This is a genomic window from Pseudomonas sp. NCHU5216 (assembly GCF_052156495.1).
GTDB lineage: Bacteria > Pseudomonadota > Gammaproteobacteria > Pseudomonadales > Pseudomonadaceae > Aquipseudomonas.
Map to the genome: position 1 here is coordinate 25416 of NZ_JBQLIX010000003.1, position 25809 is coordinate 51224.

The following is a 25809-nucleotide window of genomic DNA, read 5'->3' on the forward strand; positions in this document are numbered from 1 at the left end:
GCTGTCAGCAGGCTGCTAGCCCTGGCGCAGGCGCGCCGGCGGCAGCCCATAGGTACGACGGAACAGCCGCGAGAAATGCGCCTGATCGTAGAAGCCCAGGCGCAGGGCGATCTCGCTCAGGGACTGCCCCGCCAGTACCAGCGGCAACGCGCGTTGCAGGCGCAACTGGGTGAGCCACTGGTGCGGCGGCAGACCGGTGTGCTGACGGAAACGCCGCAACGCCTGCCAGGGACTCATGGCGCAGAAGGCGGCGAGTTCCTCCAGTGAAGGAGGATCGTCCAGGCGACTCTCCAGCCAATCGCGCAGGCGCTGCCAGGTTTGCCGGTCGAATGCCCGCTCCGGCTCACTGATACGCAAGGTCGAGCCCATTTCCAGCAACTGCGCCAGGGCCTGCCACAGCGCGCTTTCCTGAGCCAGTGACGAACCCTCGAGCATGGCCGCATGGAAGTGCTGCAGGCGCTGCGCCAGCATGGGATGACGCAGGCTGGTGGTGGTCAGCCGCGGTGCGCCCTGGCGCCCATCGCTGAGGCTGCGGCTGGCTTCGTCGAGCCAATGCGGATCGAAGGCCATGACCCGAATGCGATAGCCCGAACCATCCAGGCAGGCACCGTCGTGGATGCCCTCCGGCGCCATCAGCAGCACATCCCCTGCCCCGGCCTGACGCCGCTCGCCGCCATAGACATAGCGGTGCTGCCCCTGCACCAGCAGGCCGACGTGATATTCGAGGTGGAAATGCCGGGGAAAGGCGAAGCGATGGTACTCGGCGTCGATCAGGCGGACGCCGGGCAAACTGCTCTGGATGTGAGTGATCTGTTCCATGGCGCCCACTCTAGCGCCATGGCTCGGCTAAAGCTTGGATGAAATTGCAGCCCTGCTCAGCGCCCTGGCGGCTGCTGACCCAGCGGCACGATGGCCACGGTCAGGCGTGAGATGCAACTGGGTTTGCCGTCATCGCCATGCAGGCGGATGTCCCAGACATGGGTGCTGCGCCCCAGATGCACGGCGCGCGCCACCGCGTGAACGCGCCCACTGCGCAAGCCACGCAGGTGATTGGCGTTCACCTCAAGACCCACGCAATAGAAACGCTCGGGATCGATGCACAGGTAGCTGGCCATCGAGCCCAGGGTTTCGGCGAGCACCACCGAGGCGCCGCCGTGCAGCAGGCCATAAGGCTGATGGGTACGAGCATCGACCGCCATGCTGGCGCTGATCGACTCGTCGTCGAAGGCCTCGAAACGGATGTCGAGTACCTCGCCGATGGTATTACTGCGGGTCGCGTTGAGTGCGTCGAGGTCAGGCGTACGCTGCCAAAGACTCATGGAAATATCCTTGCGCTGGAAAGACCGGGCCAGCATGCGCCAGCCCACCACAGGCTTCAATCGTGCCAGAGCACCACTTCGCCACGCTGCTGCCATTCGCCGAAGCACTCGCCGTAGGTGCCTTCGATCACCGCACGTTTGATCTTCAGCGTCGGCGTGAGAAAGCCGTTATCCACGCCCCAGACTTCCTTGACCAGTACCAGCCCCTGCAGACGTTCGTGCTGGTCGAGACGCCCATTGATCTCCTCGACCAGCGTACGCAGACTGCTTTCGAGGTCTGCGCGCGCCTCGTTGGCGGCCTCCTGGCGACCGATATCCGACAGCACGCAGAGCGCGATGGGCTGCGGCAGGCCATCGCCCACCACGCACACCTGTTCGATCCGCGGGTGCTCGCCCAGGCGGTTCTCGATGGGCGCAGGCGCCACGTACTTGCCCTTGCTGGTCTTGAAGATCTCCTTGATCCGCCCGGTCAGACGCAGGTTGCCCTCGGCGTCCTGCTCGCCCTTGTCGCCGGTACGCAGGAAACCATCGTCGGTGATGGCCTCAGCGGTCTTCAGCGGTTCCTTGTAATAACCCTGCATATTGGCACCACTGCGCACCTGCACCTCGCCGTCCTCGGCGATGCGTACCTCCACGCCCGGATTGTTCTGGCCAATCCAGCCCTGCTTGAAACGCCCGGGCCGGCATACATGGGAGTAACCACAGTTTTCGGTCATGCCGTAGACCTCCTGGATTTCCATACCCAGGCGCCGGTACCAGTTGAGCAGCGCCTCGGGCACCGGCGCAGCGCCGGACAGGGCGTAACGGATGGCATCGAGGCCGAGCCCGGCGAGCACCTTGCGCCCGACCAGACGGCCGATGATCGGCAACCTGAGCAGGCGCTCGAGCTTGTGCGCCGGCATCTTGCTGTACACGCCCATCTGGAATTTGGTCCAGATCCGTGGCACGCCGAACATCACGGTAGGACGCGCCCGTTTGAGGTCGTCGAGGAAAGTATCCAGGCTCTCGGCGAAGAACACCGTCTGCCCTCCGTACATTGAGGCCAGTTCGACGAACATGCGCTCGGCCACATGGCACAGCGGCAGGTAGGAAATCACCCGATCCTCCTCGCCCACGCCGAACAGGCCGATGGCATTGCTGGCGGCGAAGCCCAGATTGGCGAAGCTGTGCATCACCCCCTTGGGCATGCCGGTGGTGCCCGAGGTATAGATGAGGGTCGCCAGTTGGCCAGGCGCCGGCTTGGGGTCGTCCTGGATCGGCGCGCTGCGCTGCAGGTCGTCCCAGCGGTAGTCGAAGCTGCCCAAGGGGTGCAAGGGCAGGCTGATGGTCGGCAGGCCTTCGGGCAAGCCCGGCGCCATGCTCGGCCAGTCGTCGAGCTTGCCGATGAAGGCCAGAACCGCCTCCGAGTGCACCAGCACCTGGCGCAGCGAGTCGGCGGTGAGGTTGGGATACAGCGGCACCGAGACGTGCCCGGCCATCCAGATCGCCAGGTCGGCGATGATCCAGTGCGCGCAGTTTTTGGAAACGATGGCGATACGGCTGCCGGGAGCCAGTTCGCGGCTGCGCAGCCAGTTGGCCGCGCGCCGCGCCTGCTCCCCTACATCCGCCCAGCTCAACTCGAGCAGTTGGCCGCCGGGCAGCGGTTGAACCATGTAGCGTTTGTTCGGGTGCCTTGCTTCACGCTCATAGAACAGCTCGAGCGGCAAACGGATCGCATCGGCCACAGGGCGTCCTCCTTGTTGTTTTTGTAGAGGGGGTCAACCAAGCACTTGCTTGGTTGACTATTCCACGCAGACAACGGAGGCGCAAGTTAAGAAATGTTTCTGCTACAGGCGGCAGGCGGCAGGCGGCAGGCGAGCTTACGCCAAGCCCAACGCCCGCCCGCAGCTCTTGCTCTTGCTCTTGCTCTTGCTCTTGCTTGAAGCCTGCAGCTTGAAGCTTGTAGCTGCCTTACTGATGAATAAGCGCCAGCAATTCCATCGCTCCGGCAGCCGCCATATCGCCTTGCAGCTCCGCCAGGCTGGCCGTCCGCATGGGCAGCGGTTCCTGATAGTGGCCATGCACCAGTAAGCCACCCAGCGCACCAATCAGCGGCTGGTGGCTGACCAGCAACACCTCGGCGCCTTCTCGCTCATCCAGGTGTTGCAGAACATCCCGTGGGTCATTGCCCGGTGTCAGCCAGGGCACGGTATCTATCTGGCCGGCGAATGCCAGTTCGCTGCGCACCAGTTCCGCCGTCTGCTGCGCACGCACGTAAGGGCTGGCGATGATGGCGGTCAGCGGCCGCCCGGCCAGTTGCGCGGCAGCCTGCCGCACTTCCTTGCGACCATGGGCGGTGAGTTCGCGGGCGGCGTCGCTGGCCGCCTGCGGCTCGGCCTCACCATGACGCAGCAGCCATAGCCTCACAGCTTGGGCTCCTCGTCACGCACCGGGTGCGGCGCTGGCGGGATGCTGTGCGCCGCCTCGCCTTCCGGCGCGCGTGGCGTCGGCCAGTCGGCGAAAGGCCAGGGTTTTTCATCGGTATTGAAGGTGCCGAAGCGGCCGATCTGCGCCAGGTACTGGCTGAGGCTGTCGCCAAAACCCAGCAGGCTGGCATTCGGTGCCCCGTAGAACAGGCGATAACCCAGTTGCAGCAGCACCACGGCACCCAGCAGCAGCTCCGCCAGTTGCCAGACGATGACGAAAATCACCATCCAGAGGATGCGCAGCAGTATCGATTCGCGCGCCAGTTCCCGTTGTTCGTCGCTCATGGCCTGTTCTCCTTCAGAAACCTGCGGTGGGGATGAAATCGACATCGGTTTTCGGCTCGGCGGTCATCAGCAGCTCGATCACCTGGGCCAGGGTGCGCCCCTCGAACAGTACGGCATGCAAACCGGCGACCAGAGGCATGTAGACGTCCAGCTCCTCGGCACGGGCCTTGAGCACGCGCAGGGTGTTGACCCCCTCCGCCACCTCACCCAGGCGTTCCACCGCCTCCTTCAGGCTCAGCCCCTCGCCGAGGGCGAAGCCGACCTGATAGTTGCGGCTTTTCGGTGACGAACAGGTGACGATCAGGTCGCCTACACCAGCCAGACCAAGGAAGGTCATGGGGTTGGCGCCGAGCTTGACCGCGAAACGGGTCATCTCCGCCAGGGCGCGGGTGATCAGCATGCTCTTGGTGTTCTCGCCCATGTCCAGGGCAGCCGCCATGCCGGACATGATGGCGTAGACATTCTTCAGCGCACCGCCGAGTTCGACGCCAAAGCGGTCGGCACTGGCGTAAACGCGGAAGGTTCGACCGTGCAGGGCCTCCTGCACACGCAGGCAAAGCGCCTCGTCCTCGCTGGCGATGACCGTCGCGGTCAAGGCGTGATCGGCCACTTCCTTGGCCAGGTTCGGCCCGGACAGCACCCCAATGCGCGCCGCCGGGGCGATTTCCTCGAGAATCTGGCTCATCAGCTTGAAGCTCTTGGCCTCGATGCCCTTGGTGGTGCTGATCAGCATCTTGCCAGCCAGGAGCCCGGCCACCGGCTGCAGGGCCTCGCGCAGCGCACTGGAAGGCAGGGCCACCAGCACCAGTTCGGCCTGTTCCAGGGCCATCTGCATGTCGCTGGTCGGCTCGATGCCGGGATGCAGCTTGACCCCCTTGAGGTAGCGTGGATTCTCGCCGTTGCGGCGCATCTGTTCGGCCTGCTCGGGGTCGCGCATCCACTGCAGGACACGCTGACCGTTTTCCGCCAGCAGGTTGGCCAGCGCGGTACCGAAGCTGCCGCCACCGAGCACGGCAATGGGAAGGGATTCAGTCATAAATCATCCGATTGAAGCCATCTGGGCTGGCGTTGTGCAGGCATTATACGGAGCCGAGAGCCATCGGCCAGGGCAAAAGTTCCCGATCCAGACACCTCATGCAGAACGAGACAGCCAGGCTCAGAGCTTGAACGGGTTCTCAGACGTCTTCGGCAAATGCAGGGGCAACACTGGCAAAGCCCTGCAGGTCGGTTACCATGCACGTTTGACGTTCATCGCCAAGGACGGAATCGTGCCTGCCGGTACTGCCCTGCCCCCCGCCAAGAGTCTTCAGCCATGAGCCAGCGCCGTGGCTGGAACATTCATACCCGCACCCAATTGATCAGCGTCGGGCCGGCCTTGCTGCTGACGCTCTTGTTGACGGGGTTTCTCACTTTCACCCGCTTGCAGGACCTGCGTCAGGAACTCAACCACACCGGCCAGTTGATCGCCAATCAGCTCGCCCCAGCCACCGAGCAGGTGTTTCTCAGCGGCAATCTCGACGCCCTCGACCGCCTGCTGCGGGCCACGCTGGACACACCGGACGTGCGCTTCGCCGAGGTTCGCGATCGCGACGACAACATCCTGGTCTACGTCGAGCGGCCCAAGCCGCACGGCCAGGGTACGGCGCACGTGGAGGTGTTCCAGGCCGCCATTCGCCTGCAGCGCCCGGCCGCCAACGTGCTCGGCACGCCAACCCCCCACAATGGCTATCTGGGCCGCGTGGTGGTGGCCATGTCCAACGACACCTTCAACACCCGGCAGCAGGAGATCCTGCTCAAGGCCGCCGTGCTGTCACTGCTAGCCCTGCTCCTGACCTTCCTCCTTGCCCGCCGCCTGGCGCGGCGTCTGGCGCAGCCGATCAGCGCCATGGGCCAGGCGCTGGAGCGCATCCAGGGCGGTGACTACAGCCAGCCCCTGCCTGAAGTGGGCAACGACGAGCTGACCGACCTCGCCCGACACATCAATAACCTGGCCAGCACCCTGGATCGCAGCGGTCGCGAGCAGCGCCAGGCCATCGAAGCGCTGGTGCAGGCGCGCGAAGAGTCGGAGCAGGCCAACCGCGCCAAGTCCGATTTCCTGGCCATGATGAGCCATGAGCTGCGCACCCCGATGAATGGCGTGCTGGGCATGCTGCAACTGCTGGAGACCACCGAGCTCAACGACGAGCAGAGCGAATACGCCGCCCTGGCTGCCGAATCCACCGAACACCTGCTCAAGGTGATCAACGATATCCTCGACTTCTCACGCATCGAACGCGGCGCGCTGGAGCTGGAGAGCATTCCCTTCAACCTGCCGGAACTGCTCGAAGGGTCGGTACAGGTGTTCCAGCACAGTGCCCAGCAACGCGGCCTGGAGCTTTCCCTGGAAATCCAGCCGGGCCTGGAACACCTGGAAATCAGCGGCGACCCCACGCGCATCCGGCAGATCCTGGTCAATCTGGTCGGCAATGCGCTGAAGTTCACCGAAGAAGGCAGCATCGCCCTGCACGCCCAGTGGCAGATACTGGACGAGCAGGTGCTCTGGTTCACCTGCTCGGTACGCGACTCCGGCATCGGCATCGACAGCGAGCACCTCGGGCGCATGTTCGATGCCTTCGCCCAGGCGGACAACTCGATCTCCCGCCGCTATGGCGGTACGGGCCTGGGCCTACCCATCGCGCGCACGCTGGCCGAACGCATGGGCGGCACCCTGAACGTGGAAAGTCAGGTAGGTAGCGGTTCGGTGTTCACCCTGGAGATTCCCCTGCCCTTCCGTCCAGCACAGGAACATCCGGCTGACATCGAGGGTCAACCTCTGGGTACAGGTGATGGCCAGCAGGTTCTGCTGGTGGAAGACAACCCGGTCAACCAGACCGTGATCGAAGCCATGTTGCGTAGCCTGGGCTACCGGGTCAGCCTGGCTGCCGATGGTCAGCAGGCCGTGCAGCGCTTTGCAGAGAAGCCTTACGCGGCGATTCTCATGGATTGCCGCCTGCCGCTGATGGATGGTTACGAAGCCACCCGGCAGATTCGCCAGCAGGCTCAAGGGCATGCGGTGCCGATCATCGCCCTGACCGCCAACGCGTTGCAGGGCGACCGCGAAACCTGCCTGGCCGCCGGGATGAACGATTATCTGGCCAAACCCTTCAAAAGAGCCGACTTGCAGCGCATTCTGCAACGCTGGCTGCATCCTTGAGAGGGAACACACGACGTACGCCGTTACATGCCGTGATGGCAGCACTGTGACAAGCGCAAGCCAGCGGAGTACAACTGTACTCGTTGCACTGTGACTTTCACCACAACGCAATAGTCTATGACTAGGCTGCCGGCATACACCCAGTGTGGGCGCCGGCCAGGACGATCCGCCCAGCCTTAGATGCATGGGGACAATTGAGGAGCTCGCATGACAAAACCAAACGCCTACTCTCGGGAAGACCTGCTCGCCTGCGGCCGTGGCGAACTGTTCGGCCCGGGGAACGCGCAACTGCCCGCCCCGAACATGCTGATGATCGATCGCATCGTTCATATCAGTGAAACCGGCGGCAAGTATGGCAAGGGCGAAATCGTCGCGGAGCTCGACATCAACCCGGATCTGTGGTTCTTCGCCTGCCACTTCGAGGGCGACCCGGTGATGCCAGGCTGCCTGGGCCTCGACGCCATGTGGCAGCTGGTTGGTTTTTACCTCGGCTGGCAGGGCAACCCCGGCCGTGGCCGCGCCCTGGGCAGCGGCGAAGTCAAATTCTTCGGCCAGGTACTACCGACCGCCAAGAAAGTCACCTACAACATTCATATCAAGCGCACCATCAACCGCTCGCTGATTCTCGGCATCGCCGATGGCAACGTCAGCGTCGACGGCCGTGAAATCTACAGCGCTGAAGGCCTGCGTGTCGGCCTCTTCACCTCCACCGACAGTTTCTGAAGGACTTGCATATGCGTCGTGTCGTGATTACCGGTCTGGGCATCGTTTCCTGCCTGGGTACTGACAAAGAAACCGTTGCCAGCAGCCTGCGCGAAGGCAAATCGGGTATCCGCTTCAACCCGTCCTACGCGGAAATGGGCCTGCGCAGCCATGTTTCTGGCTCCGTCAACCTGAACCTGGAAGAGCTGATCGACCGCAAGATCATGCGTTTCATGGGCGACGCGGCCGCCTTCGCCTACCTGTCCATGGAGCAGGCGATCAAGGACGCCGGCCTGACCCCGGAGCAGGTTTCCAACCCGCGTACCGGCCTGATCGCAGGCTCCGGTGGCGCTTCCACCTTCAACCAGATGGAAGCCCTGGACACCCTGCGCGAGAAAGGCGTCAAGCGCATCGGCCCATACCGCGTCACCCGCACCATGGGCAGCACCGTTTCCGCCTGCCTGGCCACCCCCTTCCAGATCAAGGGCGTGAACTTCTCCATTTCTTCGGCCTGCGCCACCAGCGCGCATTGCATCGGCCAGGCCATGGAGCAGATCCAGCTGGGCAAGCAGGACGTGGTCTTCGCCGGTGGTGGCGAAGAGGAACACTGGAGCCAGAGCTGCCTGTTCGACGCCATGGGCGCCCTCTCCACCCAGTACAACGAGAGCCCGGAAAAGGCCTCGCGCGCCTACGACGCCAAGCGTGACGGTTTCGTCATCGCTGGCGGTGGCGGCATGGTGGTGGTCGAGGAACTGGAACACGCCCTGGCCCGTGGCGCCAAGATCTACGCCGAGATCGTCGGCTACGGCGCCACCAGCGACGGTTACGACATGGTCGCCCCGAGCGGTGAAGGCGCGGTACGCTGCATGCAGCAGGCCCTGGCCACCGTCGACACGCCGATCGACTACCTCAACACCCACGGCACCTCAACGCCGGTGGGCGACGTGGCGGAGATCCGCGGCGTGCGTGAAGTGTTCGCGGACAAGGCGCCGAAGATCAGCTCCACCAAGAGCCTCTCCGGCCACAGCCTGGGCGCCGCCGGCGTGCAGGAAGCCATTTACTGCATGCTGATGATGGAAAACAACTTCATCGCCGGCTCGGTCAACATCGACGAACTCGACCCGGAAGTGGCCGATATGCCGATCGTGCGCAAGACCGAAGAAAACGCCAAGATCGACACCGTGATGAGCAACAGCTTCGGTTTCGGCGGCACCAACGCCACCCTGGTGCTCAAGCGCTGGGCTGGCAAGTAACGGCTATAGCTGTGAAGAGAAACGGCGCCTGCGGGCGCCGTTTTCATTTAAGGGTTGTGGCCCCATACATGCCGCTTGCCCCTGCGCAGTCCCTGTGTTCGGCCTCCTGAAGGGGGCTTTTGCGCGCCCGAACGAACCGGTATCTCAGGATATGTCCGGCGTGTTCTGTGGGTTATGAAGTCGCGATGCGGCCATCGGGTTAAACCAAAACTTTCATTCGCGTAGTTTCATTCGCCTCGGGACGCCGGCTGCTCGGAAGCAGTACACGGTAGGGGGAGTATTGGACGTAGGTTGTGGTGCCGAACTCGGCATAGCCCGGCGGACTGTTCGCTGGCGCTCCTGAGTCCGCCCTACGGCTGCCCCCATCAAGCGCGTAAGAGTCCCATGGAGTAACCGCAGGTTCAGGCGCGTGCAGAGCCCGCCCAGGAGGGCGAACGGAATCGTCGTGGAAGAGGTTGAGCGGCATGGATGCCGCGAAAGCCGCGATGGGCCAGGGATGGCCCACCGCGGCGGGCCTCTGGAACGGCGATGGAGTGAGCGAACCCTGGCGCAGCCAGGGCCGGATGATCGGGCGGAGGGTTTTGGTTACTTTTACCCTTAAAAGTGACTCGCCCGGGAGGGCGAAACCAAAAACATCAGCAGAACGCCGATAAGCAGCTTGAACACCGAAAACGACCGAAACCAACACACAAAATCAGTCGGGTATCGGTATCAAGCCTGATTTTCCCGAGACTCAGCGAAGAACCTTTCATTTTCCGTATCTCACCTCAAACCTTGAAGCGCGCCACCAGGCCGTTCAGATCCACCGCCAGACGAGACAGTTCCTGACTCGCAGCAGTGGTCTGGTTGGCCCCAGCCGAAGTCTGCAGCGACAGATCGCGGATATTGACCAGGTTGCGATCCACCTCTCGCGCCACCTGCGCCTGCTCTTCCGAGGCACTGGCGATCACCAGGTTGCGCTCGTTGATCGAGGCAATGGCCTCGGTAATCTGCTCCAGCGCTCCACCGGCGGCCTGCGCCACCTCCAGTGTCGAGCGCGTGCGCCCATTGCTGCTTTGCATGGCGCTGACGGCACGCTGGGTACCACTCTGGATGCCACCGATCATCTGCTCGATTTCCTGAGTCGACTGCTGCGTGCGCTGCGCCAGCAGGCGTACCTCATCGGCCACCACGGCGAAACCACGGCCCTGTTCGCCGGCGCGCGCGGCCTCGATGGCGGCATTGAGCGCCAGCAGGTTGGTCTGCTCAGCGATGGAGTGGATCACGTCGAGCACCTTGCCGATCTCCTGCACCCGTTGCGCCAGTTGCTCCACCTCGCTGGCGGTGCTGGCCACGTCAGTTGCCAACTGACCGATGGACTCCACCGTCTGACGCACCTGTTCGCGCCCCTCGTGGGCAGTCTGGGTGGAAGCGCGCGAGGCTTCCGAGGTGCTCACGGCATTGCGCGCCACCTCCTCCACCGCAGCAGTCATTTCATTGACCGCCGTAGCCGCCTGTTCGATCTCGGTGTTCTGCTGGTGCAGGCCACGGGTGGCGTCTTCGGTGACGGCATGCAGCTCTTCGGATGCAGAAGCCAATTGATTGGACGAGTCGGCAATGCTCTGAATGGTGCTGCGCAGGCTGCCCTGCATCGCCTTCAGGGCGTTCAGCAGGCGCGCCGGCTCGTCCTTGCCTGCAGCATGAATGGTCTGCGTGAGATCGCCAGACGCAACGAATTCGGCGGCCTGTACCGCCTCACCAAGCGGCGCGACGATACTGCGGGTCAGCACCACGGCCAGCAAGATGGTGATGCCGAGTGCCAGGGCAATGGCGATGAAGACACCGTAGCGGGCCTCGCTATTGGCACGCGCTATGGACTCGGTTGCCGCCTTGACCCCCTCGTCGTTCAACTTTGCCAGCGCGCTCAAGGACGTGGCCAGCGCATCGGCATGGCGATTGAGCACATCTGTCTCGAAGCGGGCCATGGCCGCGTCGAAATCGCCCGTCTGCGCCAAACGCAGCACCTCGGCGCGCTCTGCCAGGTAGCTTTTCTCGGCCGTGCGGAACTGCTCGAATAGCTGCCGCTCCTGCGCGGAGGAAATCAGCGCCTCATAAGTGCCATAGACGCCTTGGACATAGGCCAGCAACTCGTCTGCACGCTTGAGAGTCGCCTCGGACTTGGCCACGTCACGGTCGACCAGCACGCGCAGGGTCAGCGCGCGTACCCGCAGCACCGTCTGCGACAGATCGTTGAGCGCCAGAATGCTGGGTACCCAGTTGTCTTCCACCTCCTGTGACTGTTGATTGATGTTCTGCAGCGTGACGAGCATCCATATGCCCATCAGCAAGACCAGCAACGCCACCAGACCGAACCCCAGACCTGCACGGGGAGCAATGGACATATTGCGCAGCGACATTCGATTCACCTGTTTCAGTTGTGCGCAAGCCCCTGGCGATTCTGTGAATGCCCGAGGCTCTCGGCGCGTTTGTGCCTGAGTTCTCGAACGGTCACATGCACAGCTTCTACAGCATGACGACTGACCCCTTCAGCAGCCTAGTTCAGATATCTGGAGTTTGGACGAAGGTACGGAAAAGTGACCGGCGCGCGGCTGAGCGACTAGCGATTCAGCGCCTTGGCCATCGCCTGATCGACATGGTGACGCCATTCGCGATCGCGCCAGTCCTGCTCGCTGCTCACATGCCAGTCGTCACCTTGCTGGCTCTGCTCGCACTGGCGAAAGCCATCGTCCCACCCTTGAGTGTACAGAGGCTCGGACTGATAGCGGCTGAGCGCCTTGGTGTAACCGCCCAGCGGGCCGGCGGCTGCCCGTCCACTTTGGCAGCCCGCCTCGAAACCATCGACGAAGGCTGGCGGGTAGTCGGCGGCCAGCATGCTCTCACGCAGGCTCTGGCAGGCCGCGAGCGTGACCAGCACCCCGCTCAGCAGCAGCCGCCGGTACAGGTTCATGTCAGGCACCGGCCATCCAATCGGACAACGCCGCCTTGAGTTGGCACAGCGCCCAGGGGCTGGTGCTGCAGGCACCGCTCTCCAGAGCGGTGCGTAACGCGCCGATGTCGGCACCGCGGATGTAGCGCTCGGCATCGCCCATGCGATCCTCACCGCCGAAGCCGCCGCCGGCCATCTCGGCCAGCGCCTGCTCTTTGCTCCAGTCCTGATAGATCATTCGATACATCGCGGCGATCAGGCCGGTACGGTTCTGCCCATGCTTGCAGTGGATCAGCACCGGGCCTTGCGCCTGCGCTTGGCGGATGCTGCGCATCACCTCGATGACGTCGCTGTCGTCGATACGGTCGGTGTGCAACGGCAGATGAACCTGGCGCACGCGCGGGTCACGCAGCCATTGCCCGTCACCCTGCTGATAGAAGTTGATCACCGTGGTCACGCCGAGGTGCTGCAGTTGCGGCCAGTCCTGAGCCTTGGGCAAGGCGCTGCGATACAGATCGGGCGCCATGCGGTAGAGGTTGATGTGCTTGTCCAGCGGCTGTGCCCAGCCGGCCGGACGCACCGGCATGGCCGGCACAGCGGGATTGCTGGCACCCCAGGCCATGCTCAACGGCAGCGCCAGCAAGGCACCCAGAAAGACTGCTGCTGCCAGTGTCATGCGTAACATCGCTATCCACCCTCTCATTGCCCTTGCCCTCCCCATGCCAATTGCCCCTGCTGCACCTGCGCCACGGGCGCGCGATACAACAGCAGGCGGTAAGTCACCAGGCAGATGACCCAATCGATCAATAGCGTCCACAGGTTGTGTGAAAGAAAATGCGCGCCCTGCAACATGCGCCCCAGCGAGAACAACGAGCCGAGACCGAGCGCGACCATCAGCGCGATACGGGCGGCACGCGGCCTACGGTCACGCAGGACGAAGAACAGCGCGATCAACGAGAAGCCGGCCGAAGCGTGACCGCCCGGCCAGCAACGCCCGGGCTTGTCCGTGGGCGCCCGCTTGGCCAGCAATGGGGTGAACTGCTCATGGCCACCGAACTCGCTCAGGCTCCAGGGGCAATGCATGCCAGTCAGCGCCTTCAAGGGTGTAACCACGGAAACGCAAAGCCCCAGCGCCAGCACCAGATAACCCAGCGACCGGCGCAAGGGGCGCAGCCGCGTCGGTAACAGGCTGAGCAGGAAGCCGGCGATGGCCAGCACACCGACTACAATCACCGCCTGCTTGGCGCGGTCATGCAGGATGTCTTCCAGCCAGAAGCTGTGCCGACCGATGAAGCCCTCGCCAGGCTGGTAGAACAGGCGCTCGATGGCGAAGTCCAGGGGGCTGGGATCAATCGCCAGCAGCAAGGCCATCAGCAGCAGCGGAATGCCCAGCGCCAGCGGGAAGTTGAAATGACGTGACCTCATGCTCGGCTCCTCAGCGCTGGCTCAGTTGTGAATTGGGCTGCTCGTCGGGATGCCAGGCGATCAGGCGCTTCTTGAAGGCATGGCTGGCGCCCTGGTAGTAGGCGATGTCGCGACGCATCAGCGGATCGTCGGCATCGACGCGCGTCTCACGGCTGAGGCCAAGGGCATCCACATGACGGCGCATGCCCTGGCGCGGGCTGAGAATGGCCAGGTCGTGGCCGTCGAACAGCCCCAGATGCTGGTAGTTGCCCAGCAGCGCGCGGCCTTGGGCGTGATCCTCACGCAACAGGTTGCGGCCGAAGAAGGTGGACACGTAATCCATGTTCAGCAGCCCCAGCAACGTCGGCGCCACGTCGATCTGGCTGGCCACATCGGCGTATTCGCCCGGGTTGATGTGTTTCGGCGAGTAGACGAACAGCGGGATGTGGTAGTTGGCCACCGGCAGGTCTTCGCGCCCGGCGCTGCCGGCGGTGTGGTCGGCGACGAAGATGAACAGGGTGTCGTCGAACCAGGGCTTGCGGCGCGCCTCGGCGAGGAACTGGCCGATGGCATAGTCGGTGTACTTCACCGCGCCCTCACGCCCCTCCCCCGACTTGATGTCGATGCGACCATCGGGATAGGTGTAGGGGCGGTGGTTGGAGGTGGTCATCAGTTGCAGGAAGAAGCGCTTGCCGCTGGCATGGTCGGCATCGGCCACCTTAACTGCCTGGCGGTAGAGATCCTCGTCGGCCATGCCCCAGGCGTTCTGGAAGCTCATGTCGGCATCGGCGACGCTGCTCTGATCGACGATGCGATAGCCATTGCCGCCGAAGAAGGCGTTCATGTTGTCGAAATAGCCACGGCCACCGTAGATGAATACGCTGTCATAGCCCTTGGCAGCCAGTTGCTGACCCAGACTGGCGTAGCCCGCTTCGCGACCGATGCGCTTGACGATGGAGCGACCGGGCGTCGGCGGCATGGACAGGGTGATTGCCTCCAGGCCACGATCGGTGCGGGTGCCAGTGGCATAGAAGTGGGTGAACACCAGGCTATGCTTGCGCAGCTCGTCGAGGTTCGGCGTCAGCCCACGGCTATCGCCGAAGCTGCCCAGGTACTTGGCACTGAGGCTCTCGATGGTCACCAGCACCACGTTGAGCGGCTTGGGCTGGCCCGGGTTGTCGATCACCCGGCGGATGTCTTCGGGGTCGCTACCGATGAAGCGCGCATTGGGTTCGCTCACTTCCTCGCGCAACAAACTGGCCACGGCCTGATCCGGCAAGGTGGCGTAGAACTGCCGGTAATCCAGTTCGTTGTTACGGAAGGCGGCGAAGAACTGGTACGGCCCATTGCTCGCCAGTTCGCGCTGATAGGTGTTGCCACCCAACCCGCGCGGGGCATCCTGGCCGACCAGGGCAATGCACAGCCCCACCAGCAAGGCCAGCAGCATCACGCTAGGCACCGCGCGCTTGAATGGCAGACGCGGCGCCTGCAGCGCATCGTGCAGAGCACGCCGCAGGAGAAAGGTCAGGCCAATCGCCAGGGCAGCCAGCAACGCCAGCAGCGGGTAGATCGGGTAGGACTCGAGGATGTTGTCCACCACCTCCTTGGAGTACACCAGGTAATCCACGGCGATGAAATTGAAGCGCACCCCGAATTCGTCCCAGAACAGCCACTCCGCCACGGCGGTGAAAAACATCACGAAGATGCTGACGGCGGCCACGCCCAGCAGCAGCCGCTGATGCCAGCGCCGCTGCCACAGCCAGGCCGGGCACAGCAGCAGGTACAGGGTCATGGGCGTGGCAGCGTAGAGCAGAAAGCTCAGGTCATAGACCAGGCCGACCCCGTACAGCCCCAGCAGATTGGCCGGCGTGACGCCGGCGTCGCCCAGGTGGCTGACCAGCAGCACGCTGCGGGTGAGGAAGAATACTGCCAGCCAGACCAGCAAAATGATCGACAGATAACGAAGTTGCGCGTAATGAAGCCGAGGCATCGTATGATCCTTCGAGGATGAACGTGCCTCAGTCTGCTCAGGGCTGCGTTAGCCGCTCGTCAAAGCCGTGTGAAAAAATCGTCAAACCCGGGACTCAACACCAATGCGCATTCTGGTCATCGAAGACAATCGGGACATCCTCGCCAACGTGCTCGACTACCTGCAGCTCAAAGGCTTTACCGTGGATTGCGCCCAGGACGGGCTGAGTGGTCTGCACCTGGCCAGCACCGGCCATTACGACCTGATCGTGCTGGATATCATGCTGCCCGGCATCGACGGCTATCAGGTATGCAAGCGCCTGCGCGAGGATGGCCGCAACGAGGTGCCGATCCTCATGCTCACGGCCCGCGATGCCCTCGATGACCGCCTGCAGGGCCTCAATGCCGGGGCCGACGATTACCTGATCAAACCCTTCGCCCTGTCCGAGCTGGTGGCGCGTATCGAAGCGATCCTGCGGCGCAGCCAGGGCAGCCGCAAACGCCAGTTGCAGATCGCCGACCTGGTCTACGACCTCGACACCCTGCATGTCAGCCGCGCCGGTCAGCCGCTCAAGCTCAACCCGCTGGGGCTCAAGCTGCTGGCCATCCTCATGCAGCGCAGCCCGGCCGTGGTGCGCCGCGAAGCATTGGAGGAGGCCCTGTGGGGCGACGACTGCCCGGACAGCGACAGCCTGCGCAGCCACGTCCACCAGTTGCGCCAGGTGCTCGACAAACCCTTCCCCACGCCCCTGCTGCATACCATCCACGGCGTCGGCTATCGCCTGGCGGAGACTGCCCATGCTGGCTAAGCAACCCTTCGCGCGGCGTATCCTCATCGCCTTCGTGCTGATGACCGTGGTGGTCAGTGGCCTGTTTTCCCTGAGCATCGTCGCGGTGGTGCATTTCATCGAGGAGCATCTGGTTTCTCAGGACATGAGCCGCGAGCTGAGCGAAACCCTGAGGGAGGACATCAGCCAGGGCCACACGCCCCGCCTGGACAGCAGCACCCGCTTCTTCTCCTCGGATCATCCCGAGTACGCCATTCCGCAGGCGTACAAGCACCTGCAAGACGGCTTCAACGAAGTCGTCAGCGGCGACCAGGCCTATTACGTCTACGTGCAGGAGATCAACGGCCAGACCTACATGCTGGTGCAGGAACAGGAGGAGTTCGAGGCCCGCGAGAATGCACTGTTCAACGTGGTGCTGGCCGGTTTTCTGCTCACCGTGCTGGCAGCCTGGGGCCTGGGTCTGCTCACCGCACGCAAGGTCATGGCACCGATCACCCGCCTGGCACAACAGGTGCGCCACCGCGACCAGCTACACCCACTGGCGCCCCCTCTGGCACCGGACTACCCGAACGACGAGATCGGCCAACTGGCGGCGGCGTTCGACAGCACCCTTGGTCAGGTGCGCCAGTCACTGGAGCGCGAGCGCCTGTTCACCAGCGATGTCAGCCACGAACTGCGCACCCCACTGATGGTCATTGCCTCCTCCTGTGAACTGCTCGCCGAGGCGCCGCTGGCCCCGCGCGAAAAGGAACAGGTGGCACGCATCGCCCGTGCCTGCGAGGAGATGCGCGAACTGGTGCAGACCTTCCTGCAACTGGCACGCGACAAGAGCAACGCGGCGGCGTTCGTCGGCGATCGCTCGCTGGCCAGTGTCGCCGAGGAACAGGCCATGCGTTGGGGAACACTGATGCAGGAGAAGGGGCTCGACTTTCAGGTGTGCGTCGAAGGCCAGGATCAGGGCCAGTACAACGCCACCTTTCTCGCCACGGTGATGGCCAACCTGCTGCGCAATGCCCTGCACTACACCGAACGCGGCAGCGTGCGCCTGATCCTCGAACCTGGCGCCTTCCGCATCGAAGACAGCGGTGCAGGGATTCCCGCCGAACAGCACGAGCAGATCTTCCAGCCCTTCGTCCGCGGCCCTCAGGCCCGTGGCGAAGGCCTCGGCCTGGGCCTGTCGCTGGTCAAGCGGATCTGCGCCAAGCAGGGCTGGAAGGTCAGCCTGCAGAGCGAGCCTGGGGGCGGAACCCGTTTCCGGGTGGAACTGGCAGCCGCGTCTTGACGAAATTTTCACAGCCCTTTGACGCGAGCTTGATGCCCTGACCACTAGGGTGGCGAATGTAATCCATTGCCGGACGTTCGCCATGCACAAGCCAAGCCCCATCGAACTGGAATTCTCCCGCAAGTACGACCTCGACCACGCCCAGCAGTACCTGCACAAGCATCAGGACGGCCTGGCCAGGCGCCTGTCGCATTGGCGCGACATCCAGGTGGCGCGCCGCGCCCTGAAGCTGGCCGAGCAGCCCAACCTGGTACTCGACCTGCCCTGCGGCGCCGGGCGCTTCTGGCCCATGCTCTGCGAGCAGCCCAACCGGGTGATCCTCGCTGCCGACAATTCCGCCGACATGCTCGCCACCGCCCGCGCCGCCCAAGCACGCGAAGTCGTGGCACGGGTCAACAGCTTTCGTACCTCGGCCTTCGCCATCGACCTGGGTGCCAACGCGGTGGACTGCATCTTCTGCATCCGCCTGCTACACCATATCGAGTCGAGTGAGCATCGCCTGGCCATCCTGCGTGAATTCCATCGGGTCAGCCGCGACAGCGTGATCGTCTCGCTGTGGGTCGACGGCAATTACAAGGCCTGGAAGCGCCGCCGCCTGGAAGCCCGTCGCGCCGCCGCTGGCCGCGCCACGCAGAACCAGAATCGCTTCGTGGTGCCACGCGCGGTGATCGAAGGGGAGTTCCGTCAGGCCGGTTTCGACATCGTCGGCCACTTGGACTTCCTGCCCGGCTATGCCATGTGGCGCACCTATGTGCTGCGCAAGGAGGCCTGAACATGGGCATCCTCAGCGAAAAAGCCTTGGTCGCCCTGCCCGCCAGCGAATTCGAGCGCTGGTGGCACAGCCCGGGTGAATGGGTCGAAGAAGCCAACCAACGTCGTGGCGGGGAAAGTGGCGTGCGCCTGCTGCAAGCCTGGGACAGCAGCCGCCCGCCCCTCTACTGCAAGCGCCAGACTGGCCACCTGCATCGTTCGCCACGCCATCCGTTCGGGCGGCCGACCATCCTGCGCGAGCTGCAGGCCTACCGCGCCTTCGCCCGGCTCGGCATCCGCACACCCAATATCGTCTACTGCGCGGCACGCAAGCAGGCCGGTCAATGGCAAGCCCTGTTGGTCACCGAAGCGCTGAGCGGCTTCGTCAGCCTCGAAGACTGGTATGCCCAGCCTCATGCGCAGGCGCTCGAGCATGCCGTGCTGCAACAGCTGGCCGTCACCCTGGCGCGCCTGCACCTCGGCGGTTGGCAGCACGGCTGCTGCTACCCCAAGCACCTGTTCGTCAAGGCACGCAGCGACGGCGACGTGGATGTGGCCCTGCTCGATCTGGAGAAGAGCCGACGACGCTGGTCACTACGTCAGGCTCAGCGCGATCTTGGGCAATTGCAGCGGCATCGCGGCGCCATCCCGGAAAGCGCCATCACCTACCTGCGCCAGGCTTACCAGCATGCCCTGCACAACCCCTGGGGAGTACTGCAGCCGTGAATCCCAGCCCGCAACTGGATGCCCTTGACCTCAAGGGGCGCCGAGGCCTGCGCCGTATTCTCGATGCCAGCGGCTATTCGCTGGCGGGTCTGCGCGCGGCATACACGGGTGAGGCGGCATTTCGCCAACTGGTCTGGCTGAACCTGCTGTTGCTGCCGCTGGCCTGTCTGGTGGATGTGAGCCGCGCCGAACGGGCGCTGCTGATCCTGGTGCCCATGCTGGCGCTGGTGGTGGAGCTGCTCAATTCCGCCATCGAGGCGGTGGTCGATCGCATCTCCCTGAGCCTGCACCCACTGTCCAAGCAGGCCAAGGACATGGGCAGCGCGGCGCAGATGGTCGCGCTGCTGATGATCGCCCTGACCTGGGCGATCATCCTGCTCTGATCAGCGCACCTCGAAGCGCTGTTCGGCCAGCTTGCGATCACCCTGATAGACGATGAAGTGCCACTCGCCGGGCACCACTTCATGGTGCTCAGTGAACTCGAAAGCCATCACGTCCTGCGGCGCGCCGGGCACCAGCTTCTGCACCACCTCGAACTTGTCGTGGCGCTGGCCGTCCGGGGTGACCACGCCAGGGGTGAGATACAGCAGCGTCAGCGGCGTATCGCCCTCGTGCTTGCCAGCCAGGCTGTAGCGCATGCCGAACTTGGTGCCGAGCTTGGCGGGAATCCGGTCGGTGACCTGAATATCCTGATTGCTACGCGTGAGCACGCGCTCACCGGGTTGGAAGTCCTGATAATCGGAGGTGAAGATGCCGTACTCCACCGGCCCTTCGACCCGTACGTCCGCCTGAACCAGGCCGGTGAAAGCAAACAGACCGGCAAGCAAAACCTTGGAAATATGCTGCATGACGCGCTCCTCGTTGAGATGAGCGCGAGCCTATGACGTATGAATGACAGGTTGATGACATATTGCTCTTGCTACCCTTGCTTGCAAGACTACATCGTACGGTTTGAAGGACAGTGCCAAGGGAATTGAAAATATCAGCAAAAACGCGGCAATCCGGAACAGACTCCCGAACAACCAGCAATCCAACACACAACCTTGCCAGTCCAGTGTCAACGAACAGCATGGCGCCGCTGACGGTGCCTTACTTCAACACCCCCAGCAACTTCCAAACACGCCGTGATTCGGCATCGCTGCTGAGCAGTTCCTCCAGCAACTCGCTCAAGGGTTGCTGCCCCCATTCCACCACCCGACGGATAACGTAGGGCACCGGGCTGTGCGGTTCGCTGCGGGCCAGGTAATCGGCGATCAGGCTCAATTGTCGGTAGGCCTCTTCGCGGCTGCCCGGCGCGGCGCCGGGCAAAGTCGCTGCGGCCTGCTCAGACGCACCAGCCGGGGCGGCATCGACCGGCGCGGGCGAGATGGGCGGTGTATCGCTGCTCATCGGGGCGAACTCCTGCACGAGATGACGAATGTCTTCGAGCACCTGACGCAAGGGCGCGAAGCTGGGCGCCTGCTCGCCGAGCCAGGCATCGCTCCAGGCCTCGAAACGTTGCAGCGCGACGAGGCCGTCATCGAGCACCTGCAACCTGGCGCGCAACGGCTCGCCCGGTAGCTGGCGTATGGCCTCCAGGTACTTGCGCTGTTCCAGCCTGGCGCTTTCCGCCGCGACCTTGTCCTGCTTGCTGTCGCTGGCCTGAACCTGACGCGCCTGCAGAGACTTCCATTGGTGCAGGGTAAGCTGCGCCACCTCCTCGTTGTCCCCAGCGAATACCGCCACCTGGGTCAGGAGCAGTTGGCTGTAACGGCGCACCATCCATTCCAGCGGGGGCACGCGCCAGGAGCGATCCCCCTCCTCCGGCTGCGGGTGCAGCTCATCTGGGTAGCGCTCGCACAACTCGACGAGAAGCTGCAGCGCGGGCGCGATGCCATGCAGGCCATGGCGATGCAGCCAGGCTTCACCCAGCCAGGCCGCGATCATCAGATCCTTGCTGCGCTCGCGCAGCAGCTCGCCGGCCAGATACTCCAGCGCCGCCCAGTCACCCCGTTTGAGCTCGGCCTGCCAAACGCCCGCGGGCAGGCTGGCATCGTCTTCGCGGCGCAGCTCTTTCAGGCGATCCCAGGCCGGGTCGTGGCGCAGGCTAGGCCCGCAGGGGGCGTCCCCGGGGATCGGCTCCAGCAATTGAGTGATATCGATGGTGTTCATTGCAACGGCTCGTTGTTGGCCATGACGGGCTCGCCAAAGGGCATGCCGGGCGCGCTCACCGGCAGCGGGGGAATGGCCAGCGGCAGCTTGCTGCCCTGGCTGAGCATGGACACACGCATGAACATCTGCGCCTGCGGCGTGGCATCCCAGGTGCCATGCACCGGCACCTGCAGGGTCAGGGGGAAGTCGGTGTAGTCGACGTTGGGCAGCAGTGGCGGCATGACATGGGTACGCAGCAGGCGCAGCAAGGCCCAGGGGCCGCGATACTCCCAGCCGGCCTCCAGCTCGTTGACGGCCATGCTCGGCTGCATGGGGTCGCTGACCGGGCGCTGCTGGCTGCCACGCGCCCAGCGCAGCACCAGTTGCAGCGGCTCGCCCAGGTTCCAGCGCAGGCGCTGCCCGGCCTCACCTGGGTGAGCGATCTGCTGGTTGCCACTGTGCAACGACCAGGTGATCACCTGATCGGCGCCCTGTTCGTGCTGTCGATCCGTGCGCCAACGCACGTCCAGTTCGATGCCCAGCGCGCCGGCCTGGTCGCGTATCAGCAAGGGGCCCAGCCAGACACGGGCCTGTTTCAGCCGCGTCAGGAAGTCTTCGGCGGCCAGGCGGTTACCCGGGCTGGCCAGGCTCAGGCCCTTCTCGGCCGTTTGCAGGTGGGTGTCGATCAGCTCCAGCAGATGCCGTACCCGTGCCGGATCGGCGTCGGCGCTGTCGAGGTTGTAGGAGAAGGGAAAGCGCCCGGCCAGGTACTGATTGAAATAATCGGCCAGTGCCCGCCAGGCTTCGGCGGCATCCTGCACCTGCAGCTGATGGCAACGGCGGTAGGCCTGATCGCTCAAGGAGCGGGTGTATTGCGCCAGGTCACCAGCGCCCTGGGGCAAGGTGGCAGTGGTCAATACCTGGGCACAGTTGGCCAGGTTCATCTCCACCAGGTCGCGGGTGACCAGTTGCTCGAACAGCGCCGGTGCGCTGGTGGGGTTCTGCGCCTTGTACTTGAGCACTTCATCATGCATCGAGCTGAGCCGGGCCACCTTGCTCTGCATGGTCAGAGGCAAATCAGGCTGGGCACGCAGCCAGTTCAATTCGGGCAAGACGGCCTCACTGCTGGTGCTGACCGTCGTGAACTGCCCGGCCAGGAAGGTCTTGAGATCCTGCACGTCACTGGAGCGATAGAGCAGCAGCCCGAGGTTGGGGTCGCCATTCCAGTCGGCAATATCGTAGCGCTGGGTGAACAACGCCAGCGCATCGATGACCTCCAGCGCCTTGTCGACATTGGCCATGGCCTGCAAGGTCAGTTGCGTTTGCAGCGTACCGGCCAGATCGCCACGGCCCAGCTCTTTGAAGCCCTGGATCACCTGGCTTGCCTGCTCGCCGAAAGCGCTGCTGTACGCCGTGTTCGTGGCAGAGGGGCGCGCCGAAGGATAGAGCGCCGACCACATGGCCAGCGCTGCCGTGTCGCCGGCCACCTTGAGCATGCCGGTGCGATAGTCGGGGGCGATCTGCGGCAGTTCCTGATCCACGTAGTCGCGATAGCTTTGCTGATAGGCCAGGGCCTGGGCCATGCGTTGTTCGCTGGGCAGGCTCGACGCACGCTGCCTGAGCAGCGCATCGGGGTCGCGCAGGGCGACGACGGCGAAATCGCGCTTGAGCAGGTCATCGATGCTGCGCGACAGCTTGCTGATCGGCTCCTGCAGCATCAGGCTGCCGCCCGCCTGGCGTTGCAGCAGGCTGCCCTGGCTGGCGCTGCCGGCTATCCATTGCGTCTGGAAATCCTGGCGTAGCTGCTTGGCCTCGTCGTCCAGGGCGCTGACCACGGCCGGGCCGAATACGCTGCTTTGCTGGACGCTGTTCATCAGGTCGCGATAGCCCGGGGTCAGATCCTCGTTGCTGCCGTGACTCCAGGCGGAGTTGGTGAGGATGATCAGATCCTCGAGGTGGCCGATGTAGGCATTGATTTCCTCGAGGCGCTGCAAGGACACATCGCGGCCGTACTCCATGTCGTTCAGGTAGCGTTTGAGGTAGCCGGCTGGCCGCACGAAGTTGTCGGCGAGAAAGTACTGGGTGAGCCAGAACGTCATCAGCGTCTGGAACTGGTTGGCCAGAGCCTTGCGCTGGGCCTCCAGGTCGGGCGGCGACAGGCGCGGCACGCCCAGGCCGCGCAGGGTTCTGTCATAGAAGGCGCGTTTGTTCAGGCTGGTGGGATCCAGGTTCAGCCCCAGCGCGTCGTTGCCCAGTTGCGCCATCGGCTCCACCACGCCCTGCTGGCCTGACAGCAGCTCCCTGAGCAGCTTGTTCTGCCGTTCCAGGTTGATCACCCCCTCGGCCAGGCTGCGCGCCTTGACGTAACTCGGCCATTGATCGGGTACGGCGCCCTGCACGTCGGTGCGACGTTCGCTGATACGGATCGCCTGGAGTCTGGCCAGGTCATCGAACTGCAGTTGGCGCAACGGCGCAACCACTGCCCGCTGTGCCATGTTCCTAAGCAGCAGATCGAGCTGATCGTCCAGTGCCGTGCCCCAGGAGGTAGGGTAGACCAGCGACGCATAATGCCAGCGTGGCGCCTGCTGCAGCAGGTTCCAGAACCCCTGGACGTTCTGCCGAGCATAGGCTGGGTTACGCTCCGGCGAGGTCTGGCTCATGCTCTGATGATTGCCATGGGTTTCCTGCAGCAGACGGCTCAGCACGCGCGCATCGGTCACGCCTTGCTGCCAGATCCAGAGCATCGCCACGGCCCAGCAAAGGCCGATGACGCCGGCAATGCCGGCCACCGTCTTCTGCCAGCGTCGGCGCAGATTGAGGATACGCGGCACGGCCTGGGCGAGGCCCTGCTCGGCCAGCAGGCGGCGCTGCCAGAGCTGCTGGGTGAATACCCCCTGTGCTGGCACGCGCTCATCGCTGCTCAAGGCATCGTCCTGTGTAGCGCTGGCCTGGGCAGCGGTGAGGTAGATACCGCGCAGCCGTGGTGCCTCGCCCTGGGCATTGCCCTGAAAAACCGGCTCCAGCAACAGGCGCAGATCGTCCTTGAGCGACGCCAGTTGATCCGGCAGGCGATACAGCTCCTCGGCCAACTCTCCCTTCAGGGCGGCCGCTTCCATGATGGCGGCCTGCACGGCCTGGATCAGTTGATCGCCGGCATCGTCGAGCCAGTAGCTCTGCCAACTGGCGTCGAGGCTGTACGGCGATGACCAGCCCAGCATCTGCTCACGGCTTTCCTCCGGCAGCACCGCCAGCAGCTCCTGAAAACCGGGCAGCGCCTCCAGGCCACTGACCAGCACATGCACCGGCAGGCTCAGGCCCAGGCGTTGCAGCAACTCGGCGAAGCGCCGGCGCATCACCAGCACGTCCACCGCACGCAGCTCCTCGTTCTGCAATTGTGCCAGCGGGATCACCCACACCAGGCCATCCAGTGGCCGTTGGCCACGCAGACGCTGCAGAATGCCCAGCAGCCGGCGCCACACGAAAGTCGGTGCCGTGCCGTTGTCCTGTGGCAGGAACAGGGCCTGCGGCACTACCAGCACGGCGCCGTCCGGGTCGGCCCACCAGCGGCCGAACCAGGACGCACGCCCGACCGGGGTCAACTGCCAATCGGCACAGAGCTGGCTGCCCTCGCGGGGGTCACCCAGCAGCATCAGCCAGGGCGTCTGGTAGCGCGACTCGATGCCCTGATCGTGCTCCATCTTGCGCACGGCGGCATAGAAGCTGCGGATGGCCGTGCCCGATTGCGTGCGCAACCACCAGAACGCCACGCCCAGCAGTGCCAGCAGGAGCAAGGCGCCGAGTACGTACAGCGCTATGGTCAAAGTGCTCATTGCGTGCTGCTCTCGGCCTGTTGCGCATTGAACAGGAACAACGCCGGCTCCAGTTCCGCGCGGATGTCGCGCCACATCAGATGCCCGGCAGCGGTCAGCAACAGTGCCATGCCGGCAATGGCCAGCGTCAGGCGCAGCCCATCCGGCAGGGCGCGGCGTAACGGCAGGCGCAGCGGCGGCGTGCGCGTCGGCCGCGCCAGGCTGGCGCTGACGCCGCTCATGCTCGGCTCGCGCTGCCAGGCGAAGGTGAACAGCGCCTGCAGCCAGCGTGCATGGGTGGCGCGCCCGCGTTCGCTGCGCAAGGCGCCATAGAATCCCAGCATCAGGCATTGCAGGTAGACGTTGGCCAGGTCGCGGGTGGCTGGGGCACGCAGCTTGAGCAGTCGATCGATGGCCCTGGGCACGCGCTCCCCTGCACTGCGTGATCCATACAGGCGCGCCTCCAGCGGGCGTGCCTGCCAGGCGATGCGGCCTTGCCAGTCGTCGAACAGCAAGCGTTCGTCGAGCAAGGCGACGAAGGCATAGACCATGGCCTTGACCTGATCCGGCGAAGAGGCGCCGACGCTGGCGAAGGCATCGCGCCACAGGTGGCGCACCGTGCGCGTCGCGAGTTCCGCCATACGCTCGACCAATTGGCCGTCGCCCAGGGTGCTTTCCGTCAAGGCCTCCCGGGCGTCGCACCAGGCCAGCCAGGCCTGGCGGAAGGCCAGGCTCAACGGCGCATCGCCGAATGCGGGGGAATACAGCTTGATAGGCCTGGCAGACATCTACGCATCCTTGGCTGGGGA

At 64.2% G+C, this 25809-nt stretch carries 23 protein-coding genes; 8 read left to right on the forward strand and 15 right to left on the reverse strand.

Annotated elements, in window-relative coordinates; genetic code table 11:
* Window positions 1-15: 15 nt before the first annotated feature.
* The 6 genes from ACSVIK_RS03235 to ACSVIK_RS03260 all read right to left on the reverse strand — a co-directional run bounded on the left by ACSVIK_RS03235 (window position 16) and on the right by ACSVIK_RS03260 (window position 5105).
* Window positions 16-819 (reverse strand): AraC family ligand binding domain-containing protein, encoded by an 804-nt coding sequence (locus tag ACSVIK_RS03235; RefSeq protein ID WP_442442942.1) that lies wholly within the window; start codon window positions 817-819, stop codon window positions 16-18.
* A gap of 56 nt (window positions 820-875) precedes the next feature.
* On the reverse strand, window positions 876-1319 hold the full coding sequence (locus ACSVIK_RS03240; protein ID WP_442442943.1) for a hotdog fold thioesterase: 444 nt from the start codon (window positions 1317-1319) through the stop codon (window positions 876-878).
* A 56-nt stretch (window positions 1320-1375) separates the two neighbouring features.
* Window positions 1376-3043 carry an AMP-binding protein gene (locus ACSVIK_RS03245; protein ID WP_442442944.1) on the reverse strand — a complete coding sequence of 556 codons (1668 nt, stop codon included), beginning with the start codon at window positions 3041-3043 and terminating at the stop codon, window positions 1376-1378.
* 226 nt (window positions 3044-3269) lie between these two features.
* The gene (gene sixA / locus ACSVIK_RS03250) at window positions 3270-3725 is read right to left on the reverse strand and encodes a phosphohistidine phosphatase SixA (RefSeq protein ID WP_442442945.1); all 456 of its coding nucleotides are present in this window, start codon (window positions 3723-3725) and stop codon (window positions 3270-3272) included.
* Window positions 3722-4069, reverse strand: coding sequence for a DUF4389 domain-containing protein (locus tag ACSVIK_RS03255; RefSeq protein ID WP_277374608.1), 348 nt, complete (start codon window positions 4067-4069; stop codon window positions 3722-3724). The genes sixA and ACSVIK_RS03255 overlap by 4 nt, the downstream gene beginning before the upstream one ends.
* Window positions 4070-4082: 13 nt before the next feature.
* Window positions 4083-5105: an NAD(P)H-dependent glycerol-3-phosphate dehydrogenase gene (locus ACSVIK_RS03260; RefSeq protein ID WP_442442946.1), complete on the reverse strand. Its 1023-nt coding sequence runs from the start codon at window positions 5103-5105 to the stop codon at window positions 4083-4085.
* Window positions 5106-5381: 276 nt separating this feature from the next.
* Here ACSVIK_RS03260 and ACSVIK_RS03265 point away from each other — a divergent pair, with 276 nt between their 5' ends.
* The 3 genes from ACSVIK_RS03265 to fabB all read left to right on the forward strand — a co-directional run bounded on the left by ACSVIK_RS03265 (window position 5382) and on the right by fabB (window position 9217).
* Window positions 5382-7262 (forward strand): response regulator, encoded by a 1881-nt coding sequence (locus ACSVIK_RS03265; RefSeq protein WP_442442947.1) that lies wholly within the window; start codon window positions 5382-5384, stop codon window positions 7260-7262.
* A 207-nt stretch (window positions 7263-7469) separates the two neighbouring features.
* Window positions 7470-7985 (forward strand): 3-hydroxyacyl-[acyl-carrier-protein] dehydratase FabA, encoded by a 516-nt coding sequence (gene fabA, locus ACSVIK_RS03270; RefSeq protein WP_268177701.1) that lies wholly within the window; start codon window positions 7470-7472, stop codon window positions 7983-7985.
* An 11-nt stretch (window positions 7986-7996) separates the two neighbouring features.
* Window positions 7997-9217: a beta-ketoacyl-ACP synthase I gene (fabB, locus tag ACSVIK_RS03275; RefSeq protein ID WP_442442948.1), complete on the forward strand. Its 1221-nt coding sequence runs from the start codon at window positions 7997-7999 to the stop codon at window positions 9215-9217.
* A gap of 767 nt (window positions 9218-9984) precedes the next feature.
* Here fabB and ACSVIK_RS03280 read toward each other — a convergent pair.
* The 5 genes from ACSVIK_RS03280 to ACSVIK_RS03300 form a co-directional block, all read right to left on the reverse strand.
* Window positions 9985-11613 carry a methyl-accepting chemotaxis protein gene (locus ACSVIK_RS03280; protein ID WP_442442949.1) on the reverse strand — a complete coding sequence of 543 codons (1629 nt, stop codon included), beginning with the start codon at window positions 11611-11613 and terminating at the stop codon, window positions 9985-9987.
* Window positions 11614-11813: 200 nt separating this feature from the next.
* Window positions 11814-12164, reverse strand: coding sequence for a hypothetical protein (locus tag ACSVIK_RS03285; protein WP_442442950.1), 351 nt, complete (start codon window positions 12162-12164; stop codon window positions 11814-11816).
* Window position 12165: 1 nt separating this feature from the next.
* Window positions 12166-12864 (reverse strand): dual specificity protein phosphatase family protein, encoded by a 699-nt coding sequence (locus ACSVIK_RS03290; RefSeq protein WP_442442951.1) that lies wholly within the window; start codon window positions 12862-12864, stop codon window positions 12166-12168.
* On the reverse strand, window positions 12843-13568 hold the full coding sequence (locus ACSVIK_RS03295) for a phosphatase PAP2 family protein (protein WP_442442952.1): 726 nt from the start codon (window positions 13566-13568) through the stop codon (window positions 12843-12845). The genes ACSVIK_RS03290 and ACSVIK_RS03295 overlap by 22 nt, the downstream gene beginning before the upstream one ends.
* A gap of 10 nt (window positions 13569-13578) precedes the next feature.
* Window positions 13579-15537: an LTA synthase family protein gene (locus tag ACSVIK_RS03300; RefSeq protein WP_442442953.1), complete on the reverse strand. Its 1959-nt coding sequence runs from the start codon at window positions 15535-15537 to the stop codon at window positions 13579-13581.
* Between the two features lie 103 nt (window positions 15538-15640).
* Between ACSVIK_RS03300 and ACSVIK_RS03305 the strand changes: the two genes are divergently transcribed.
* From ACSVIK_RS03305 to ACSVIK_RS03325, 5 genes are all read left to right on the forward strand, one after another.
* On the forward strand, window positions 15641-16324 hold the full coding sequence (locus ACSVIK_RS03305) for a response regulator transcription factor (RefSeq protein WP_442442954.1): 684 nt from the start codon (window positions 15641-15643) through the stop codon (window positions 16322-16324).
* Window positions 16314-17585 (forward strand): sensor histidine kinase, encoded by a 1272-nt coding sequence (locus ACSVIK_RS03310; protein ID WP_442442955.1) that lies wholly within the window; start codon window positions 16314-16316, stop codon window positions 17583-17585. Before ACSVIK_RS03305 ends, ACSVIK_RS03310 begins: the two co-directional genes overlap by 11 nt.
* A gap of 82 nt (window positions 17586-17667) precedes the next feature.
* On the forward strand, window positions 17668-18357 hold the full coding sequence (locus ACSVIK_RS03315) for a class I SAM-dependent methyltransferase (RefSeq protein ID WP_442442956.1): 690 nt from the start codon (window positions 17668-17670) through the stop codon (window positions 18355-18357).
* A 2-nt stretch (window positions 18358-18359) separates the two neighbouring features.
* Entirely contained in the window at window positions 18360-19061 is a 702-nt protein-coding gene (locus ACSVIK_RS03320; protein WP_442442957.1) for a lipopolysaccharide kinase InaA family protein, read from the forward strand.
* Window positions 19058-19444 (forward strand): diacylglycerol kinase, encoded by a 387-nt coding sequence (locus tag ACSVIK_RS03325; RefSeq protein WP_442442958.1) that lies wholly within the window; start codon window positions 19058-19060, stop codon window positions 19442-19444. Before ACSVIK_RS03320 ends, ACSVIK_RS03325 begins: the two co-directional genes overlap by 4 nt.
* On the opposite strand, the gene ACSVIK_RS03330 is transcribed toward ACSVIK_RS03325, so the two are convergent.
* The 4 genes from ACSVIK_RS03330 to ACSVIK_RS03345 form a co-directional block, all read right to left on the reverse strand.
* Window positions 19445-19909, reverse strand: coding sequence for a DUF3859 domain-containing protein (locus ACSVIK_RS03330; RefSeq protein ID WP_442442959.1), 465 nt, complete (start codon window positions 19907-19909; stop codon window positions 19445-19447).
* A 241-nt stretch (window positions 19910-20150) separates the two neighbouring features.
* A complete protein-coding gene (gene tssA, locus ACSVIK_RS03335; protein ID WP_442442960.1) occupies window positions 20151-21212 on the reverse strand; it encodes a type VI secretion system protein TssA in 1062 nt (353 codons plus the stop codon).
* Window positions 21209-25021 (reverse strand): type VI secretion system protein, encoded by a 3813-nt coding sequence (locus ACSVIK_RS03340; protein WP_442442961.1) that lies wholly within the window; start codon window positions 25019-25021, stop codon window positions 21209-21211. The genes tssA and ACSVIK_RS03340 overlap by 4 nt, the downstream gene beginning before the upstream one ends.
* On the reverse strand, window positions 25018-25788 hold the full coding sequence (locus ACSVIK_RS03345) for a DotU family type IV/VI secretion system protein (RefSeq protein WP_442442962.1): 771 nt from the start codon (window positions 25786-25788) through the stop codon (window positions 25018-25020). Before ACSVIK_RS03345 ends, ACSVIK_RS03340 begins: the two co-directional genes overlap by 4 nt.
* Window positions 25789-25809 lie beyond the last annotated feature (21 nt).

Excerpts from the sequence above, each read along its gene's own strand:
- ACSVIK_RS03235 (WP_442442942.1), bottom strand. The coding sequence starts at position 819 with ATGGAACAGATCACTCACATCCAGAGCAGTTTGCCCGGCGTCCGCCTG.
- ACSVIK_RS03240 (WP_442442943.1), bottom strand. The coding sequence starts at position 1,319 with ATGAGTCTTTGGCAGCGTACGCCTGACCTCGACGCACTCAACGCGACC.
- ACSVIK_RS03255 (WP_277374608.1), bottom strand. The coding sequence starts at position 4,069 with ATGAGCGACGAACAACGGGAACTGGCGCGCGAATCGATACTGCTGCGC.
- ACSVIK_RS03260 (WP_442442946.1), bottom strand. The coding sequence starts at position 5,105 with ATGACTGAATCCCTTCCCATTGCCGTGCTCGGTGGCGGCAGCTTCGGT.
- ACSVIK_RS03265 (WP_442442947.1), top strand. The coding sequence starts at position 5,382 with ATGAGCCAGCGCCGTGGCTGGAACATTCATACCCGCACCCAATTGATC.
- fabA (WP_268177701.1), top strand. The coding sequence starts at position 7,470 with ATGACAAAACCAAACGCCTACTCTCGGGAAGACCTGCTCGCCTGCGGC.
- fabB (WP_442442948.1), top strand. The coding sequence starts at position 7,997 with ATGCGTCGTGTCGTGATTACCGGTCTGGGCATCGTTTCCTGCCTGGGT.
- ACSVIK_RS03280 (WP_442442949.1), bottom strand. The coding sequence starts at position 11,613 with ATGTCGCTGCGCAATATGTCCATTGCTCCCCGTGCAGGTCTGGGGTTC.
- ACSVIK_RS03285 (WP_442442950.1), bottom strand. The coding sequence starts at position 12,164 with ATGAACCTGTACCGGCGGCTGCTGCTGAGCGGGGTGCTGGTCACGCTC.
- ACSVIK_RS03290 (WP_442442951.1), bottom strand. The coding sequence starts at position 12,864 with ATGGGGAGGGCAAGGGCAATGAGAGGGTGGATAGCGATGTTACGCATG.
- ACSVIK_RS03295 (WP_442442952.1), bottom strand. The coding sequence starts at position 13,568 with ATGAGGTCACGTCATTTCAACTTCCCGCTGGCGCTGGGCATTCCGCTG.
- ACSVIK_RS03300 (WP_442442953.1), bottom strand. The coding sequence starts at position 15,537 with ATGCCTCGGCTTCATTACGCGCAACTTCGTTATCTGTCGATCATTTTG.
- ACSVIK_RS03305 (WP_442442954.1), top strand. The coding sequence starts at position 15,641 with ATGCGCATTCTGGTCATCGAAGACAATCGGGACATCCTCGCCAACGTG.
- ACSVIK_RS03310 (WP_442442955.1), top strand. The coding sequence starts at position 16,314 with ATGCTGGCTAAGCAACCCTTCGCGCGGCGTATCCTCATCGCCTTCGTG.
- ACSVIK_RS03315 (WP_442442956.1), top strand. The coding sequence starts at position 17,668 with ATGCACAAGCCAAGCCCCATCGAACTGGAATTCTCCCGCAAGTACGAC.
- ACSVIK_RS03320 (WP_442442957.1), top strand. The coding sequence starts at position 18,360 with ATGGGCATCCTCAGCGAAAAAGCCTTGGTCGCCCTGCCCGCCAGCGAA.
- ACSVIK_RS03330 (WP_442442959.1), bottom strand. The coding sequence starts at position 19,909 with ATGCAGCATATTTCCAAGGTTTTGCTTGCCGGTCTGTTTGCTTTCACC.
- tssA (WP_442442960.1), bottom strand. The coding sequence starts at position 21,212 with ATGAACACCATCGATATCACTCAATTGCTGGAGCCGATCCCCGGGGAC.
- ACSVIK_RS03340 (WP_442442961.1), bottom strand. The coding sequence starts at position 25,021 with ATGAGCACTTTGACCATAGCGCTGTACGTACTCGGCGCCTTGCTCCTG.
- ACSVIK_RS03345 (WP_442442962.1), bottom strand. The coding sequence starts at position 25,788 with ATGTCTGCCAGGCCTATCAAGCTGTATTCCCCCGCATTCGGCGATGCG.